At 70.0% G+C, this 16,605-nt stretch carries 16 protein-coding genes; 1 reads left to right on the forward strand and 15 read right to left on the reverse strand.

Annotated features, from left to right (window positions below):
* Nucleotide 1: 1 nt before the first annotated feature.
* From NOCJ54_RS0102830 to NOCJ54_RS0102890, 13 genes are read right to left on the reverse strand one after another with little or no spacing between them, the layout of a single operon-like run.
* On the reverse strand, nt 2–196 hold the full coding sequence (locus tag NOCJ54_RS0102830) for a ferredoxin (RefSeq protein WP_028654259.1): 195 nt from the start codon (nt 194–196) through the stop codon (nt 2–4).
* 10 nt (nt 197–206) lie between these two features.
* Nucleotides 207–674, reverse strand: coding sequence for a pyridoxamine 5'-phosphate oxidase family protein (locus NOCJ54_RS0102835; RefSeq protein WP_028654260.1), 468 nt, complete (start codon nt 672–674; stop codon nt 207–209).
* A 1-nt stretch (nt 675) separates the two neighbouring features.
* Nucleotides 676–1,668: an NAD(P)/FAD-dependent oxidoreductase gene (locus NOCJ54_RS0102840; RefSeq protein ID WP_028654261.1), complete on the reverse strand. Its 993-nt coding sequence runs from the start codon at nt 1,666–1,668 to the stop codon at nt 676–678.
* 19 nt (nt 1,669–1,687) lie between these two features.
* Entirely contained in the window at nt 1,688–2,572 is an 885-nt protein-coding gene (locus NOCJ54_RS0102845) for a hypothetical protein (RefSeq protein ID WP_028654262.1), read from the reverse strand.
* 11 nt (nt 2,573–2,583) lie between these two features.
* On the reverse strand, nt 2,584–3,222 hold the full coding sequence (locus NOCJ54_RS27960; RefSeq protein ID WP_051485404.1) for a hypothetical protein: 639 nt from the start codon (nt 3,220–3,222) through the stop codon (nt 2,584–2,586).
* On the reverse strand, nt 3,189–4,460 hold the full coding sequence (locus NOCJ54_RS0102855) for an MCE family protein (RefSeq protein WP_028654263.1): 1,272 nt from the start codon (nt 4,458–4,460) through the stop codon (nt 3,189–3,191). Before NOCJ54_RS0102855 ends, NOCJ54_RS27960 begins: the two co-directional genes overlap by 34 nt.
* The gene (locus tag NOCJ54_RS23540) at nt 4,457–5,812 is read right to left on the reverse strand and encodes an MCE family protein (protein WP_084254881.1); all 1,356 of its coding nucleotides are present in this window, start codon (nt 5,810–5,812) and stop codon (nt 4,457–4,459) included. Before NOCJ54_RS23540 ends, NOCJ54_RS0102855 begins: the two co-directional genes overlap by 4 nt.
* The gene (locus NOCJ54_RS23545; protein ID WP_051485406.1) at nt 5,809–7,077 is read right to left on the reverse strand and encodes an MCE family protein; all 1,269 of its coding nucleotides are present in this window, start codon (nt 7,075–7,077) and stop codon (nt 5,809–5,811) included. The genes NOCJ54_RS23540 and NOCJ54_RS23545 overlap by 4 nt, the downstream gene beginning before the upstream one ends.
* A gap of 5 nt (nt 7,078–7,082) precedes the next feature.
* Nucleotides 7,083–8,066 carry an MCE family protein gene (locus tag NOCJ54_RS0102870; RefSeq protein WP_028654264.1) on the reverse strand — a complete coding sequence of 328 codons (984 nt, stop codon included), beginning with the start codon at nt 8,064–8,066 and terminating at the stop codon, nt 7,083–7,085.
* Complete coding sequence (locus tag NOCJ54_RS0102875; protein WP_232221658.1) at nt 8,066–9,166, reverse strand: MCE family protein; 1,101 nt, start codon at nt 9,164–9,166, stop codon at nt 8,066–8,068. The genes NOCJ54_RS0102870 and NOCJ54_RS0102875 overlap by 1 nt, the downstream gene beginning before the upstream one ends.
* Nucleotides 9,163–10,488, reverse strand: coding sequence for an MCE family protein (locus tag NOCJ54_RS0102880; RefSeq protein WP_232221659.1), 1,326 nt, complete (start codon nt 10,486–10,488; stop codon nt 9,163–9,165). The genes NOCJ54_RS0102875 and NOCJ54_RS0102880 overlap by 4 nt, the downstream gene beginning before the upstream one ends.
* Nucleotides 10,489–10,501: 13 nt before the next feature.
* Nucleotides 10,502–11,320 (reverse strand): MlaE family ABC transporter permease, encoded by an 819-nt coding sequence (locus tag NOCJ54_RS0102885; RefSeq protein ID WP_028654267.1) that lies wholly within the window; start codon nt 11,318–11,320, stop codon nt 10,502–10,504.
* A gap of 20 nt (nt 11,321–11,340) precedes the next feature.
* On the reverse strand, nt 11,341–12,063 hold the full coding sequence (locus NOCJ54_RS0102890) for an MlaE family ABC transporter permease (protein WP_051485442.1): 723 nt from the start codon (nt 12,061–12,063) through the stop codon (nt 11,341–11,343).
* 251 nt (nt 12,064–12,314) lie between these two features.
* Here NOCJ54_RS0102890 and NOCJ54_RS0102895 point away from each other — a divergent pair, with 251 nt between their 5' ends.
* The gene (locus NOCJ54_RS0102895; protein ID WP_051485407.1) at nt 12,315–13,004 is read left to right on the forward strand and encodes an ion channel; all 690 of its coding nucleotides are present in this window, start codon (nt 12,315–12,317) and stop codon (nt 13,002–13,004) included.
* A gap of 15 nt (nt 13,005–13,019) precedes the next feature.
* Here the strand turns inward: NOCJ54_RS0102895 and NOCJ54_RS0102900 are convergent, their stop codons facing one another.
* Both NOCJ54_RS0102900 and uvrB read right to left on the reverse strand, forming a co-directional pair.
* Nucleotides 13,020–14,330, reverse strand: coding sequence for an MFS transporter (locus tag NOCJ54_RS0102900; protein ID WP_051485408.1), 1,311 nt, complete (start codon nt 14,328–14,330; stop codon nt 13,020–13,022).
* A 93-nt stretch (nt 14,331–14,423) separates the two neighbouring features.
* The gene (gene uvrB / locus NOCJ54_RS0102905; RefSeq protein WP_028654271.1) at nt 14,424–16,553 is read right to left on the reverse strand and encodes an excinuclease ABC subunit UvrB; all 2,130 of its coding nucleotides are present in this window, start codon (nt 16,551–16,553) and stop codon (nt 14,424–14,426) included.
* Between the last annotated feature and the right edge of the window lie 52 nt (nt 16,554–16,605).

Raw genomic sequence — 16,605 nt, forward strand, 5'->3', positions numbered from 1 at the left:
CTCACTCCTCAACCAGCGTGATCGCGGCCCGCGGGCACGCGGCGACCGCACGCCGGACGTTCTCGATGTTCTCGTCGGTGGTCTGCTCGGTGTGGAGCTGGAGGAAGTCGTCGTCGTCCAGCTCGAACACCTCGGGTGCCATGGCCTCGCACAGGCCGTTGGACTCGCAGAGGTCGAAGTCGACCTTGATCTTCATGTCTCGCCTCTCAGGTCATCTTCCGGTGGTCCCAGGACGCGACCCGGTCGGGGTGGATCACCACGCCGACCCGCTTGGTCGCCTGCTTCTCGACGGTCCTCATGCCGATGTCGCCGAGCGCCTCGAAGGAGTCGACGCCGAACATCCGCACCGAGACCGCCTTGCCGATCTCGAGGATCTCCTCGCGGTCGCGGACGATCTCCGCGCGCCCCTCGATGGAGACGCCGCGCAGCTCGAAGTAGTCGACGCCGTCCTCGACGAGGGCGGTGACGCGCGGGTCCCGCTCGAGGTTGACGACCTTCTGGCTGCGGCCGTAGGTCCAGAACGCGATCTTCCCGTCGCGCACGACGTAGAAGAGCGTGGTCAGGTGGGGGTGGCCGTCCTTGCCGTTGGCGGCGACCTGGACCTTGAGGTTCTCGTGCAGCAGCTGCTGCACCTCGTCGTCGGTCAGCCGCACCTGGTCGCGTCCGTTGCTCACCTCAGCCCCCTTCCGAGGAGTGGCCCGGGAAGACGTGGGCTGACGGGTCGATGACGACGGCGGCGTTGTTGACGGCGGTCGCCGCCTCGCCGAAGCCGACGGCGATCAGGCGCACCTTGCCGTCGTACTCGGTGATGTCGCCGGCGGCGAAGACCCGCGGCAGCGTTGTGCGCATCGCGCTGTCGACGACGATGTGCCGGCGGTGCGTCTCCAGGCCCCACTGCTGCAGCGGGCCGAGGTCGGCGACGAAGCCGAGCGCGGCGACCACGGCCTGGGCCGGGCGCACGGTCTTCTCGCCGTCGACGGCGACCTCGACCTCGGCGAGCGGGCCGCGGTCTCCCCCGTCGGCGTCGCGCAGGGCGGTGACCTCCGCCTTCGTGACGATCTCGACGCTGGAGGCCCGGACCTCCTCGACGGTGCGCTGGTGGGCGCGGAAGGCGTCGCGGCGGTGGACCAGGGTGACCGACCGGGCGACCGGCTCGAGGTGCTGGGCCCAGTCGAAGGCGCTGTCGCCGCCACCGACGATGACGACGTCCTTTCCGGCGTAGGGCTCGAAGCTGGGCACGAAGAACTCGACGCCGCGGCCGACCCAGCCGTCGGCGGCCGGCAGCGGTCGGGGGCTGAACTTGCCGATCCCGGCAGTGATGACCAGCGCCTTCGCGTGCACGACGGTGTCGTCGTCGAGGGTCAGCTCGACGCCGGTCTCCTCGTCCACGGCGAGGCCGGTCGCGGTGCGGCCGAGGAGCTGCACCGGCTGCGCGGTGAGCGCCTGCGCGACGAGGCCGTCGACGAGGTCGCGGCCCTTGACCGACGGGAAGCCGGCGACGTCGAGGATCGCCTTCTCCGGGTACATGGCGGTGACCTGGCCACCGAGCTCGGGCAGCGAGTCGACCAGCGCGACGCTCAGCCCGCGGAAACCCGCGTAGTAGGCGGCGTACAGGCCGGCGGGACCCGCGCCGATGATGGCGAGGTCGCAACGCACGGTGGTGTCCACGCCGGAACTGTAACGTGTTCTACTTGCTCTTGTCTCGCGGTGCGTCGGTGTCGAGGCCGTCGACGAGCCACCCGTTGTCGGTGTGCACCATCGTCACCAGCACCTTGAACGGCGTCAGCACCGTCTCCGGCTTGCCGTCCCGGGTGCGGGTCACGACCTGGTTGAGGAACACGAGCGCCTCGAGCCGGGTGCGGTTGGCGCGGACGACGCCCTGCGCGACCACGTTGGCCTGGACGACGGTCTTGTTCGCGACGAAGTCGTCGCGGATGTCACCGGCGGTCTTGCGGTACTGCGCCTCGAACTGCGAGGTCATCAGCTCCGCGGCGGCGTCGACCTCCTCGTCGTACTTCTGGAAGTCGACGGCGACGATCTCCTGCGCCGCCTTGGCGGCCGACTCGACGCCGTCCTGGACGGCGAGCTGGTCGGCGACGACCGGACGGTCGTCGGGCACGGTGACCGAGCCTGCGTCGACGGCCTTCGTGCCGCCGTCGTGGCGGATCCACCACACGGCCTGGCCGGCGAGCAGCAGGGCCAGCAGGCCCAGGGCGATGATCAGCACCCGCGTCGTCTTGGGCCGGGCGAGCACGCCCCGGCGGGAGCCGTCCTGCGCGGCCGGGGCCCCTGGCCCGGTCGCGGCAGCCCTCGGCTTGCCTTCGCCCTTCGTCAACGAGACACCTGCCGAGGACGGGTGCGCCGTGGCGGTCTTCCCGGCCTTCTCCGCTGCGGGCGTGGCGGGTGTGGTCGACGTGGTGGGCGTGGTCGACGTGGTGGGCGTGCTCGACGTGGTGGACGCGCTGGGCGTGGTGGACGTGCTGGACGTCGTGGACGACTGGCCGGCGATCTTGCGCGGCCGCGGGGTCTGCCCGCGGGAGCTGGCGGGGCGGCGGGGCGTGGGGCGGCTCATCGGGTCACTCCTCAGCCCAGCTCGACGTACTGCAGGTCGCGGGTCAGCCACTGGCCGTCCTTGCTCACGAGCTCGACCTGGATCCGGTAGTTGCGGGCCTGCTCCTTGAACTTGGTCGTCTTGTTGGTGACGGTGCCGTCGGTGGCGACGATGACGGTCGCGGAGTCCTCGTCGCCGGCGACGAGGCCGGCCCACACGACGCGGGCGGTCATCGTCGACTTCGCCTCGGTGGCCAGCTTGCGCAGGTCCTTGGCGCCGGCGTCGTACTGCTTGCGGAAGTCGCCGGTCGAGAGCTTGCGGACCTTCTCGATCGTGGAGTCGGGATCCCGGTGGTCGAAGTTCACGAACGCGGTGACCATCGTGGTGGCGGCCTCGAGCTGGTCGGCGACGCGGTCCTGGTCGGCACGGTCGGCGAGGCGGACGGCCTGGACGGTGCCGCGGCCGACGTCCTGGCCGGCGCCGGGGACGATGTCGACGCCGCCGGCGCGCTCATCCCGGGCGTCCCAGAGGAGCACGCCGAGCAGCACGGTCACGCAGGCGAAGAGCACCGTCGCGGCGTACAGCGCGATGTTGAGCCGGACCCGGCTCCGCTCCTCCTCCGCAGCCTGCGCCGCGGTCACCGGCTCGCCACCGGCCCGATCAGCAGCCACTTCCACGCATCCCCTCCCAGGACCGACAGGTCCTCCGGCTTGTTCAGCTTGACGGGGTTCCCCGCGTTGTCCACGAGCCCCGGCACCCTCCCGGTCGACGGGTCGTAGACGCCACTGTAGACGCGTCCGGGCGACGCCTTGCCGGCACGGTTGCTCGGCGCGTACTTCGTGCCGCGCATGACGTACGGCGGCCCCGACTCGCAGCTGACGTCGGCGATGGGCCCGTCGGTGAGGTCCTGGGTCGAGCGCCACTCCTCCGGCGGGAGGTAGCCCTTCGTGCACGGCGGCACGCTGTAGTCGAGCTGCAGGTTGACGTGGCCCCAGCCGTCGGAGGTGGAGCCGGTCGGACCGCTCGCGAGCACCGCCGGGTAGGTCACGAGCAGCTGCTCGATGCCGTCGAGCTCGCTGACCAGGACCTGGTCGAGGGTGATCAGGTCGCTCAGCAGCACCGGCAGGGTCGGCTCGAGGTCCTTGAGCAGCCGGTCCAGGGCGCGGGCAGCGCCGGGAGTCGCCTGGAGCACGGTGCGCAGGTCGCGGTCGCTGCCGCGCAGCATCGACGTCACCGTGTTGAGGTCCTTCGCGAACCGGCGGATGTTCTCCTTCTGTCCGCGCTGGGTGCGCAGCACGGTGAGCCCGTCGTCGAGCAGCGCGATGGTCTCGTCGGTGTGCGCCTGGGCCTCCTCGATGAAGGCGGAGCCGCCGTCGAGCAGGCGCTCGAGGTCGCGGCCGGTGTCGCCGAACATCAGCCCGAGCTCCTTGACGACCTTCTTGAGGCTGTCGCGGTCGACGGAGCCGACGAAGCGGTTGAGGTCGACCAGCAGGTCGCCCTCGTCGACGGGCAGCGAGTCGGCACCGCCCTCGTAGCGGGTGCCGTCCTCGGCGTACGGGCCGCCCTCGCTGGTGGGCAGGAAGTCGAGGTACTGCTCACCGACGGCCGAGAGGTTGTGCACCTCGACCCGGGCGTCGACGGGCAGCCTGGTGTCGTGGCGCAGGTCGATGGTGACGTCGACACCGTCGTCGGTCGCGTCCATGCGGGTCACCCTGCCGACCTTCACCCCGCGGTAGGTGACCTCGCTGCCCTCGAAGAGGCCGCCGGAGCCCGGCAGGCTCGCGGTCACCGTGATGTTGCGGCCGGTGACCCGGTCGACCACGCCGAGGTAGCTGGCGGTGATGTAGGTGATGCCGACGGCGCTGAGCACGACGAAGGCCATCAGCCGGATCCGTACGCCGCGGCTCATGCTGTGGCTCCCAGGAGGCTCTCGGTGCTCTGGTTGTCGTACGACGCCCCCGGCTCGGCCAGGCCCTTCGTCAGGCCGGACAAGATGCCGTCGGTGCCGAGCAGGCCGCCCTTGAGGAGGCTGCCGAGGTCGAGGTTCGGCAGCGAGTTCAGCAGCTTGCAGACCGGGCTGGTGCGCAGGTCGGGCGCCTTGCACTTCTGCTTGAGGTCCTTGAGCAGGTCGAGGTCGTTGAGCACCTTCGCGCAGGCGGTGCCGGTGAGGCTGCCGCTCTGGAGGCAGCGCGAGACCTGGTCGAGGACCTGCCCGAGGTCGGGCAGCTGGATGTCGGGGATGCCCAGCGTGCGCAGCAGGTTCGCCAGGTCGATGTCGACGCGGGCGATGGTGTCGGCGTAGTCGCCCTGGACGATCTTGTTGGCCGACTGCGGGAACGGGAAGCTGATCAGCAGGTTGAGGCCGGGGGCCAGCTGCTCGTCGGCCTCGCGCAGGCGGCGCAGGATCGGGCTGAGGTCCTCGAGGATCGCGAGCACGTCCTTCTTGCTGGCGTTGATCACCCGGGTGCCGACCTTGCCGAGCTTGTCGAGGGCGCCGAGCATCTCGACGAGCTCGTCGTGCTGGGCGGCGAGGACCTTGATCGCCGGGCCGGTGGCGTCCAGCGCCTCGCCGATCGTGTCCTTCTCGGCGTTGAGCGTCTCGGTGAGGTTGTTCAGCGACTCCAGGGCGTTGATGATCTCGACCTTCTGCTGGTCGAGCGTCCCGACGACGGAGTCCAGGGACGACAGCAGCGACTTGAGCCGGTCCTCGCGGCCCGACATCACCTGGTTGGCCTCGCGGAAGACGGTACCGAGCTGGGCCACGCCACCGCCGCTGAGCAGGAACGAGAGCGCGCCGAGCACCTCCTCGACCTCCGGGTTGCGCCCGGTGGCGGGGAGCTCGATGACGTCACCGTCGGCCAGCCGCCCGATGGGCTGCTCGTGGCGCGGCGCCTCGAGGGCGACGTACTTCTCGCCGAGGAGGGAGACCTGGCGGATGTCGGCGATGGCGTTGTCCGGCAGCTCGACGTCCTTGCGCACGAGCAGCTTCACCTCCGCGTTCCAGCCGGACCGCTCGACCTCGGCGACCTCGCCGACGACCACGTCGTCGACCATCACCGGCGAGCGCGGCACGACGTTGAGCACGTCACGGAAGTACGCCGTCACCTCGAACGCGTCGTCGGCGTCGACCTCGTGCCCGGGCAGGGGCAGGTCGTAGGCGCCGTCGAAGTCGCTGCAGGCGGTCAGGCCGGCCAGCAGGGCCAGGCCGACACCGGTCGCGAGCGCGGTACGCGTGCGGCGACGCAGGGGGCGCGTGCTCATGAGCCACCTCCGAGCAGGGTCTCGACCGAGGCGCCGTCGCCGGTCGCGTAGGAGATCTCCGTGACCTCGGGCAGCCGCACGCCCTGGTCGGTGTCCGAGCCGGCCTTCGCGCCCTTGGCGCCCGCCCCGGTCTTCGCCTTGGGGAGCAGGGACTTGTACTCGGGTGGCAGCCACGGGAGCTTCGTCAGGATCGGCTCGAGGAGCTTCTCGATGACGGTGCAGGCGGTGTCCTTGAGGGCCGCGGGCATCGCCGGGTTCTGCTGGATGATCGCGCAGATGAACCCGTCGGCGTCCCAGATGTAGCCGCCGATGCCGACGCGGCTGTTCTGCGACCCGGTGACGTGGTCGAAGCCGACGTGCAGGTTTCCGATCGCGGTCGGCGCGACGCGCAGCGCCGTCTCGATGCTGTCGGCCTCGGACACGATGGTGCTGAGGACGTCGGTCAGCTTGCGGACGTCGGTCACGAGCGCGTCGCGGTTGTCGTTGACGAAGCCCTTGACGCTGCCGACCGCGCGGGCGACGGCGGCGACCGCGCGCTGGAGCTCGTCGCTCTCCTCGGCCAGCATCGCGGAGACGCCGGTGAGGTCCTTCATGAACGCCTGGACGAGGCGGTCGTTGTCGGCGAGGGTCGCGGTGAACTTCGCGAGCTGGGTGACCGTCTCGAACAGCGGCCCGGCGCCGTTGCCGAAGGTCTCGGCCGCGGCCGCGAGGTCCCGGATCATCCGGTTGCCCTTGGCCCCCTGGCCGTCGAAGGCCTTCTCCCCTGCCTCCAGCAGGTTGTCGAGGGTGCCGTCGGCGTTGACGCCGTTGGGCCCGAGCGCCCGGGTGAGGTCCTGGAGGCTGCTGTAGATGCGATCGAGCTCAACGGGGACGCCGGTCCCCTCGAGCGGGATGTCGGCGCCGTCGGCCATCACGTCGTCACCCTCGCCGTAGACGGGCGTGAGCTGGACGAAGCGGTCGGCGACCAGGGTCGGGGTGACGATGACGGCCTTCGCGTCGGCGGGCACGCGGTACTTCGCGTCGTACTCGATGTCGACGCGCACGGAGTTGCCCTCGGGGATGACCGCCGTGACCCGGCCGACGTTGACGCCGAGGATCCGCACGTCGGTGCCCTTGTAGACGCTGACGGCGCGCGGGAAGTGCGCGGTGACGGTCTTCATCTCCGCCGGCGAGCGGAGCACGTTGACCATCACGCCGACGAGCAGGAGCACGCCGACGACGACCAGCACGCGGCGGTCGAGGCGCCTGAGGATCGTGGACACCATCGCCGTCACTCCTCCACGAACCCGGGCAGGAACTCACCCGTGGGCAGCGCGAGCAGGTTGGACGCGTAGGCGTCGAACCACGGGCCGGTGCCGAGGATGTTGCTCAGGATGGACACGTACGGGCCGAGGGCGTCGAGGGTCTCCTTGATCCGCTTCTTCTTCGACACCAGGAAGGAGACCAGGCCGTCGACCTCCTCCAGCGCCGGGCCGATCTGCTCCTCGTTGTCCTTCACCAGCGCCCGCAGCTCCTTGGCGAGGGTCTCGGCGTTGACGAGCAGGTCGTGCACGGCGTCCTTGCGGTTCAGCAGCTCCTTGAAGACCAGGTCGCTGTTCTTCATCAGCTCGACCAGGTCGTCGCTGCGCTCGGCGAGCACCTCGGTGACGACCTGCGAGCTCTCGAAGAGGGACTGCAGCTCCTCGTCGCGCTGGGCCACGGTGCGCGAGAGCCGGGAAATGCCGTCGAAGGACGCCTGGATCTCCGGCGCGGCGACGTCGAGGGTGTCGGCGACCGTGTCGAGGGCGGTCGCGAGCTGGTCGGTGTCGATCTCCTCGGTGGTGGCGGTCAGGTCACCGAAGACCCCGACGATGTCGTACGCCGCCTCGGTGCGGTCGAGCGGGATCGTCTCCCCCGCGGCGAGCTGGCCCTTGCCCACCGGCTGCAGGTCGAGGAACTTCTCGCCGAGCAGGTTGAGCACCTCGATCGAGGCCGTCGACTCCTCGCCGAACTCCACGTCTCCGTCGAGCTCGAACTTCACCCGCACCCGGTCGGTGTCGAGGGTGACGTCGGTGACCCGGCCGACCCGGATGCCGCCGACCTGGACGATGTTGCCCTTGTGGATGCCGCTGGCGTCGCTGAACTCGGCGTAGTAGGTGGTGCCGCGGAAGCCCGGGAACTTGCCGAGGTTGAAGGTCGCCGCGGAGACCACGGCGAGCACCACGAGGGTGATCACGCCGAGGCGCAGGACGCGTGCTTCGCTCGCCCGGGCCATCAGTCGTTGCACCTCGGCGCGGAGGAGTGGAACTCGATCTTGTTGAGGTACCTGTTGAGCTCCTTGAGCAGGGACTGCTCGCCGAGCAGGGGCAGCCGGATGCTCGCCGACACCCCGCAGACGTAGTACTGGTACCAGGAGCCGTAGGTGCCCGTGCGGGTCTGGTCGGTCATCGTCTCCGGCATCCGGTCGAGCAGCTCGGCGAGGTTCTTCTGGTTCTCCGGCTTGTTGAGCAGCTTCGCCAGGGAGCGCAGCGCCGCGATGTCCTCCTTGAGCAGCGGACGGCCGCGGCGCACGAAGTCGGCGACGGTCACGGTCAGCTGCGAGATGTTGTCGAGCGAGGAGCCGATCGCGTCGCGGTCGCGGGCCAGGTCCGTCATCCAGTCCTTCAGCTCGACGACGAGGGTGCTCAGCTGGCCGCGGCGATCCTGGACGGTCTCCATGGTCTCGCTGAGGTTGGTGACGACCTCGCCGATCAGCTTGTCGCGGTCGGCGAGCGCCGAGGTCAGCGACGCGGTGTTCGCGAGCAGGCTGCGCACCGTGCCGCCCTCGCCCTGCAGCACCTGGATCAGGTTCATGCTGAGCTCGTTGACCTGGTCGGGCGTGAGCGCGGCGAACAGCGGCTTGAAGCCGTCGAAGAGGACGGTCAGGTCCAGCGCGGGCTTGGTGTTCTCGATCGGGATGGTCGCGCCGTCGCGCAACGGCTCGGCGTCCTTCGCCTCGTTGCCCTGCACGAGCGCCATGTAGCGGTCGCCGACGAGGTTGAGGAAGCGGATCTCGGCGCGGGAGGCGGTCGTCATCTCGACGCCGGAGTCGACCTTGAAGGTGACCAGCGCCTGGGAGCGGTTGTGGTGCTCGACCTTCTTGACCTCGCCGACGTTGACGCCCGCGACCCGGACGTCGTCACCCTTCTCGAGCATGGTCGCGTTGGCGAAGACCGCCTTGAACTCGTTGCGGTCGCCGAAGCCGATGTTGCCCATGATCACGGCCAGGGTGCCGGTGACCACGACGGAGATGATCGTGAAGATGCCCAGCTTGACCGCCGCGGCGGTCGTGGCGGCGTTGCGCCTCCTCAGCAGGGCACTGGTCGCGTCCTTCACCCGGCAGCCCTCCCCTCACGCACGACCGGGCCGTAGAGCAGCGAGCCGAGGGCACCGTACGCCGTGGGGTCGCCGCCGCTGCGCTCGGCGAGCATGACGTTGACGATCTTCTGCTCGCTCGAGGTGCCGGCGTAGCCGCTGTCGATGCCGGAGCGGTGCGCGACCGGGTTCGGGTTCGACAGGCCGGGGACCGGGAACGGCAGGTAGCCGCCCTTCTCGTCCTGGTCGGTGCCCTGGTCCAGCGGGTTCCGGTCGCTGGGGACCTTGAAGCTCGGCAGGCCGGCGCACCACGGTCCGTGGCCGACCTCGCCGTAGGTCGGCAGGTCGCGCTCGTCGTACACGCGGAACTGCGGGGCGCCGAGCTCGATGTACTGCTTCACCCAGTTGCCCTCGAAGGTCTTGGAGAGGATGGGCTCGTAGTTGGCGGCGCCGCGGATGAGGCACGGGAACTCGGGCGAGTACTCTGCGAGCAGCGCGATCACCGGCGCGGTCACCTCCCCCATCCGGATCAGGTTCTGCTCGTTGTTGCCCAGCACCCGCGTGGCGGTGTTCGCGAGGCCGGTGAGGTCGGAGAAGAAGACGTCGAGGTCAGCGGCCTTCTCCTGCAGCGTCTTGCTGGTGACGGTGACGTTGTCGAGCACGTCGAGCAGGTCGGGCGCGGCCAGGTCGTAGGCGTCGGCGACGTCGGCGAGGGCCTCGAGGTCCTGGCGCAGCGTCGGCAGCGAGTCGTCGATGGCGCCGATGTAGGTGCCGAGCTGGTCCATGGTCCTGCCGAGGTCCTGCCCGCGGCCGTCGAGCGCGGTCGACAGCGCATTGAGGGTCAGGTTGAGGTCGACCGGGCGCACGGCGCGCAGCAGCGGGAAGAGGTCGGCGAGGATCTGGCTGAGCTCGACGTTGGTCTCGACCCGGTCGGAGGGGATCACGTCGCCGTCCTCCAGCGGCCGGCCGGGCTCGCCGTCGGGCTTCATGAAGGCCACGAACTTCTGGCCGAACAGCGTGGTCGGCAGGATGTGCACGCCCGAGTTGGCCGGGATCTTCTTCGCGGCGTCGGGCTGGAGGGCGAGGGTGATCTCGGCCTCCTTGCCGTCCTGGTCGATCTTCTCGACCCGCCCGACGAGCACCCCGTTGATCCGCACGTCGCCGAACTTCGCCAGCTGCAGGCCGGCCCGGTCGGCCTTGACGGTGACGCGCGTGACGTCCTCGAACGTCTTGTTGTAGAGCGCGATCGAGAGCCACAGCAGCAGCGCGATCACCGAGATGAACGCGATGCCCGCGACGACCAGACGGTTGTGCTCGCGGGCGCTGTCGTGATGGATGTTCACCAGCACCTTGGAATCACCCCGTGATCCTGACGGTGGTCGTCGAGCCCCAGATCGCGAAGCTCAGGAAGAAGTCCGCGACCACGATCGTCACGATGCTCGTCCGGATCGCCTTGCCGACGGCGCGGCCGACACCGGCGGGACCGCCGGAGGCCGTGTAGCCGTAGTAGCAGTGGATGAGGATCACCGCGACGGCGAGGAAGAGCAGCTTGAAGAACGACCACACCATGTCGATGGGCGGCAGGAACTGCAGGAAGTAGTGGTCGTAGGTGCCGGCGGACTGTCCGTAGATGAGCGTCACGATCAGCCGCGGCGAGAGGTACGACGCACAGAGGGCCACGATGTAGAGCGGGATGACCGCGACGAAGGCCGCCACCATCCGGGTGGTGACCAGGAAGGGCAGCGACGGGATGCCCATCACCTCGAGGGCGTCGATCTCCTCGGAGATCCGCATCGCGCCCAGGCGGGCGGTGTAGCCGCAGCCGACCGTCGCAGCCAGCGCGATCGCGGAGACGAGCGGCGCCACCTCGCGGGTGTTGAAGTAGGCCGAGATGAAGGCGCTGAACTTCGCGACGCCGATCTGGCTGAGCGAGGCGTAGCCCTGGATGCCGACCTCGGTGCCGGCGAAGAACGCCATGAACGCGATCACGCCGACCGAGCCGGCGATCAGGCTGAGCCCGCCGGCGCCGAAGGCGACCTCGGCGAGGGTGTTGCTGATCTCGCGGGGGTAGCGGCGGATCGCGCGCGGCGCCCACATCAGCGCCTTCGTGTAGAAGAGCAGCTGGTCGCCGTACCCCTCGAGCGTGGAGCGGCCGGCCCGTACGCCGTCGGACATGAAACCGGGGAAGCCCGCCATCACAACCCCACCGGCGGTGCGACCTGGAAGTAGATGGCCGTGATCACCGCGTTCAGGAAGAACAGCGCCATGAACGCGACGATCACCGACTCGTTGACGGCGCGGCCGACGCCGCTGGGGCCGCCGCCCGCGCCGAGGCCCTTGTAGGCCCCGATGATCGCGGCGAGCCACCCGAAGATGACCGCCTTCACCATCGCGATGTAGAGGTCGGGCAGCGAGGCGAGGGCCGTGAACGAGGACAGGAAGGCGCCCGCGGAGCCGCCCTGCACGATGACCGTGAAGAAGTAGCCGCCACCGATGCCGGTGCCGATCACGATGCCGTTGATCATCAGCGCGACGAACATGGTGGCGACGACGCGGGGCACGACCAGGCGCTCGAGCGGGTCGATGCCGAGCACCTCCATCGCGTCGATCTCCTCGCGGATCTTGCGGGCACCGAGGTCGGAGCAGATGGCCGAGCCTGCGGCACCGGCGATGATCATCGCCGCGGCCATCGGTGCTGCCTCCCGGACGGTCGCGAGCACGGCCGTCGCACCGGCGAAGGACTGGGCGCCGAGCTGTCCGGTCAGGTTGCCCACCTGCAGCGAGATGACCGCGCCGAACGGGATCGAGACCAGGATCGTCGGCATCAGCGTCACGCTGGTGACGAACCACGCCTGCTCGAGGAACTCGCGGACCTGGAAGGGGCGGGTGAAGATCCGCTTGGTCACCTCGACGACCATGACCGCGATCTCACCGGGGCCGCGAACGACCGAAACGGCGTTGAACGCCACGCCCCACTCCTCTCCCCGTACTGACTGCGCCGGGACCGGGCCCCTTGCGCCCGGCAATACTAGAACACGTTCTCGTTGTGACCAACGCGACATGTTGTGACGGCGCCCACAGGCGTCCTCCCTCTGAGGGCTCAACGGACCCCCTCCGCGTGGGTCACGGGAAGTGACGCCACTCACATCCGGGTCCCTAGGATCGTTCCGTGCCGCCTCCCGCGTCCGACCTGCCCACGCCCCTGCGGGCGGTGGTGGGGCACCCCTCAGCGGTGCTCCTGGTCACCCAGCTGCTGCTCGTGCTCGCCTACCCCGGCCTCCAGGGCTCGACCGTCGGCCGCGCCGTCGCGGGCGTGGCCCAGATGGCCGTCGTGCTCAGCGCAGTGTGGGCCGTGCGCCGCACGGAGGTGCTCACCTGGGTGGCGCTGCTGCTCGGCGGCCCGTCCGTCGTGCTCGCCGTCGCGGAGGCGGTCCAGCCGGACGTCGGCTGGGTCGTGGTCGCCTCGGCGGCCTTCCACGTGCCGTTCTACCTCTTCGTGTCCTACGCGCTGGTGCGCTACCTCTTCCACGACGACAAGGTCACCCGCGACGAGCTCTTCGCGACCGCGGCTGCGTTCACGGTCGTGGCCTGGGGCTTCGCCTACCTGTACGCCGCCGTGCAGGTGCTCTGGCCGGGCTCCTTCGTCGGCTGGTCGAGCCCCGAGGGCGCGACGGAGCTGCCCTGGTTCGAGCTGCTGTACCTGTCGTTCACGACGCTGACCAGCGTCGGGCTGTCCGACATCTACCCCGTCCTCGCCCAGGCGCGCGGCGTGGTGATGGTCGAGCAGGTCGTCGGGGTGTTCTACGTGGCCCTCGTCGTGGCACGCATCGTCGGGCTCACCGCGCGTCGGCGGGGCTGAGCAGGGCCCGGTCCCTCAGGGGCGGCCGAGGTCGACCATCGTGCTGCCGCCCGCGACCTGCTCGCGGGTGGTCAGCGAGCGGACGCGCCGGCGGTAGCGGAGCACCTGCGCGGCACCGAGCGCCCACAGGACGTACTGGACGGCCATCGCCCAGCGGAACGCCTCCGGCGTGTAGGTGCCCTCCGCGCCGCCCGGCGAGAGCAGGTCGAGGACCACACCGACCGCGACGATCACGAGCAGCGAGGACGTGAAGCCACCGACGTTGATGATGCCGCTGGCACTGGCCGTGCGGTGGTCGGGGTTGCTGGTGCGGGCGACGTCGAAGCCCACCATCGAGCCCGGTCCGCCGGCGCCGGTCACCAGGATCAGCAGGACCAGCAGCCACAGCGGGGCGTCGCCGGGCCACAGCAGCACGGCCGCCCACACGCTGGCCATCGCGGCGATGATCGTCAGCCCGAGCGTCGAGCGGTGCCACGGCTGCCGTCCGACCAGCCACCCGAAGAGCGGGCCGTAGACCAGGTTGGTCAGGAAGAGCACCGAGATGAGCACGCCCGCGGTCGTCCGTGAGGTGTGCTCGGCGGTGACGAGGAACGGGAAGCCCCACAGCAGGCCGAGCAGGGCGGGGCTGAACGGGGTGGAGAAGTGGATCCACAGGCCCAGCCGCGTGCCCGGCTGCTCCCACGACGCCGCCAGGCTCCGGCCGAGGGCGCGGGCCGTCATCGGCACGCCCCGCAGGTGCGCCTGCGCGGGCGTGTCGTGCAGCACCAGGCGCAGCACGACCAGCATGACCATGCCGGCGACCGCGCCGGCGAGGTAGGCACGGGTCCAGCCGAGCTGGCCCAGCGCCCAGGTCATCGGGGCCGCGGCGCCGAGTGCGCCGAGCTGGCCCAGGTTGCCGGTCAGCTGGCTGACCAGCGGGACCTGCCGGGCCGGGAACCACGACGTCACCAGCCGCAGCACGCAGATGAAGGTCATCGCGTCGCCCACACCCACCAGCGCGCGGGCGACCAGCGCAGTCGGGTAGTCGCCGGCGAACGCGAACGCCGCCTGCCCGGTGCTGACCACCGTGACCGCCGCGGTGAGCACCGTGCGGGAGCCGAAGCGGTCGACCATGAGGCCGACCGGGACCTGCATGGCGGCGTACACGAGCAGCTGGAGCATCGTGAACGACGCCAGCTGGCTGGCCGAGATGTCGAAGCGCTCGGTCGCGGCGAGGCCGGCGACCGCGAGGCTGCTGCGGTGGAAGACGGCGAGGCCGTAGACCACCAGGCCGACCGCCCAGACGATGTAGCGCCGCCCAGGCCTGGACCCGGGCTCCGCACTCACCAGAGCAGGTTACCCACGCCAGGGGGCGCAGCCGGCGTCGAGGACGACGTGCCCCGGCTCACTCGAGCTCGTCCCTCGCTCGGCGCTCCCTCCTCACTTGGTCGCTTCCATCATCTGGCGGAGCTCCTTCTTGAGCTCGCCGATCTCGTCACGCAGGCGGGCGGCGAGCTCGAACTGGAGCTCGGTGGCGGCGGCCTTCATCTGGTCGGTGAGGTCCTGGATCAGCTGGGCCAGGTCGGAGCTGGGCATCCCGGCGAGCTCGGCGGCGTGTCCGCCGACGTCGGTGGAGCGCAGTGCCGGGGTCGGGGACTTCGCCGGCTTCACGCCGCCGGCGCGGCCCTTCTGACCGACGTCGGCCCAGGTCTGCAGCAGCTGCTGGGTGGTCTCGTCCTCGCGGGCGAGCATCTCGGTGATGTCGGCGATCTTCTTGCGCAGCGGCTGCGGGTCGATGCCGTGCGCCTCGTTGTAGGCGATCTGCTTCTCGCGGCGCCGGTTGGTCTCCTCGATCGCCGACTCCATCGACGGGGTGATCCGGTCGGCGTACATGTGCACCTGGCCGGACACGTTGCGGGCGGCGCGGCCGATGGTCTGGATGAGCGACTTGTCGGAGCGCAGGAAGCCCTCCTTGTCGGCGTCGAGGATCGCCACCAGCGACACCTCGGGCAGGTCGAGGCCCTCGCGGAGCAGGTTGATGCCGACGAGGACGTCGTAGAGGCCGAGCCGCAGGTCACGCAGCAGCTCGATCCGCTTGAGGGTGTCGACCTCCGAGTGCAGGTAGCGGGTGCGGATGCCGGCGTCGAGGAGGTAGTCGGTGAGGTCCTCCGACATCTTCTTCGTCAGCGTGGTCACCAGGACCCGCTCGTCCTTCTCGGCGCGGGTGCGGATCTCGTGGATCAGGTCGTCGATCTGTCCCTTGGTCGGCTTCACCACCACCTCGGGGTCGACCAGGCCGGTCGGGCGGATGATCTGCTCGACCACGTCGCCCTGCACCTTGTCGAGCTCGTAGTCGCCCGGGGTCGCCGAGAGGTAGACGGTCTGGCCGATCCGCTCGAGGAACTCCTCCCAGCGCAGCGGCCGGTTGTCCATCGCGCTCGGCAGGCGGAAGCCGTGCTCGACCAGGTTGCGCTTGCGGGACATGTCGCCCTCGTACATGCCGCCGATCTGCGGGACCGCGACGTGCGACTCGTCGACCACGAGCACGAAGTCCTCGGGGAAGTAGTCGAGCAGGGTGTTCGGCGCGCTGCCACGGCTGCGGCCGTCCATGTGCATCGAGTAGTTCTCGATGCCGGAGCACGAGCCGACCTGGCGCATCATCTCGATGTCGTAGGTCGTGCGCATCCGCAGTCGCTGCGCCTCGAGCATCTTGCCCTGCTTCTCGAAGACGGCGAGCTGCTCGGCGAGCTCGGCCTCGATGCCGGCGATCGCGCGCTCCATCCGCTCGGGCCCGGCGATGTAGTGGCTGGCCGGGAAGACGTAGAGCTCCTGGTCCTCGGTGAGCACCTCGCCGGTCACCGGGTGCAGGGTCATCAGCCGCTCGATCTCGTCGCCGAAGAACTCGATGCGCACCGCCATCTCCTCGTAGACCGGGAAGATCTCGAGGGTGTCGCCGCGCACCCGGAAGGTGCCGCGGGTGAAGGCGAGGTCGTTGCGGGTGTACTGGATCTCCACGAGGCGGCGCAGCACCGAGTCCCGGTCGTGCTCCTCGCCCACGCGCAGGCGGATCATCCGGTCGACGTACTCCTGCGGGGTGCCGAGGCCGTAGATGCACGACACGGTGGAGACCACGATGACGTCGCGGCGGGTGAGCAGGCTGTTGGTCGCCGAGTGCCGCAGCCGCTCGACCTCCTCGTTGATGGAGGAGTCCTTCTCGATGTAGGTGTCGGTCTGCGGGACGTAGGCCTCGGGCTGGTAGTAGTCGTAGTACGAGACGAAGTACTCGACCGCGTTGTCGGGGAAGAGCTGGCGCAGCTCGTTGGCGAACTGCGCGGCCAGGGTCTTGTTGGGCTGGAGCACCAGCATCGGTCGCTGGACCTGCTCGGCGACCCAGGCGACCGTGGCGGTCTTGCCGGTGCCGGTCGCGCCGAGGAGGACGACGTCCTGGACACCGTCGTTGAGCCGCTTGGTGATCTCCGCGATCGCGGTCGGCTGGTCGCCGGAGGGTGTGTACTCCGACTTCACGTGGAAGGGGGCGACACGACGCTCGAGATCGGTGACCGGACGCATGGGCTCCAGCGTACGAGGGGCCGCCGACAACCCCTCCGCGCCCGGCCCCCGG

Origin of the sequence: Nocardioides sp. J54, from assembly GCF_000519005.1 — a bacterium.
Classification (GTDB): Bacteria; Actinomycetota; Actinomycetes; order Propionibacteriales; family Nocardioidaceae; genus Nocardioides.

What these genes read in the sequence shown, in the direction of transcription:
- NOCJ54_RS0102830 (WP_028654259.1), bottom strand. Translation starts at nt 196, where the DNA reads ATGAAGATCAAGGTCGACTTCGACCTCTGCGAGTCCAACGGCCTGTGC.
- NOCJ54_RS0102845 (WP_028654262.1), bottom strand. Translation starts at nt 2,572, where the DNA reads ATGAGCCGCCCCACGCCCCGCCGCCCCGCCAGCTCCCGCGGGCAGACC.
- NOCJ54_RS0102855 (WP_028654263.1), bottom strand. Translation starts at nt 4,460, where the DNA reads ATGAGCCGCGGCGTACGGATCCGGCTGATGGCCTTCGTCGTGCTCAGC.
- NOCJ54_RS23540 (WP_084254881.1), bottom strand. Translation starts at nt 5,812, where the DNA reads ATGAGCACGCGCCCCCTGCGTCGCCGCACGCGTACCGCGCTCGCGACC.
- NOCJ54_RS23545 (WP_051485406.1), bottom strand. Translation starts at nt 7,077, where the DNA reads ATGGTGTCCACGATCCTCAGGCGCCTCGACCGCCGCGTGCTGGTCGTC.
- NOCJ54_RS0102870 (WP_028654264.1), bottom strand. Translation starts at nt 8,066, where the DNA reads ATGGCCCGGGCGAGCGAAGCACGCGTCCTGCGCCTCGGCGTGATCACC.
- NOCJ54_RS0102885 (WP_028654267.1), bottom strand. Translation starts at nt 11,320, where the DNA reads ATGTCCGACGGCGTACGGGCCGGCCGCTCCACGCTCGAGGGGTACGGC.
- NOCJ54_RS0102890 (WP_051485442.1), bottom strand. Translation starts at nt 12,063, where the DNA reads ATGGTCGTCGAGGTGACCAAGCGGATCTTCACCCGCCCCTTCCAGGTC.
- uvrB (WP_028654271.1), bottom strand. Translation starts at nt 16,553, where the DNA reads ATGCGTCCGGTCACCGATCTCGAGCGTCGTGTCGCCCCCTTCCACGTG.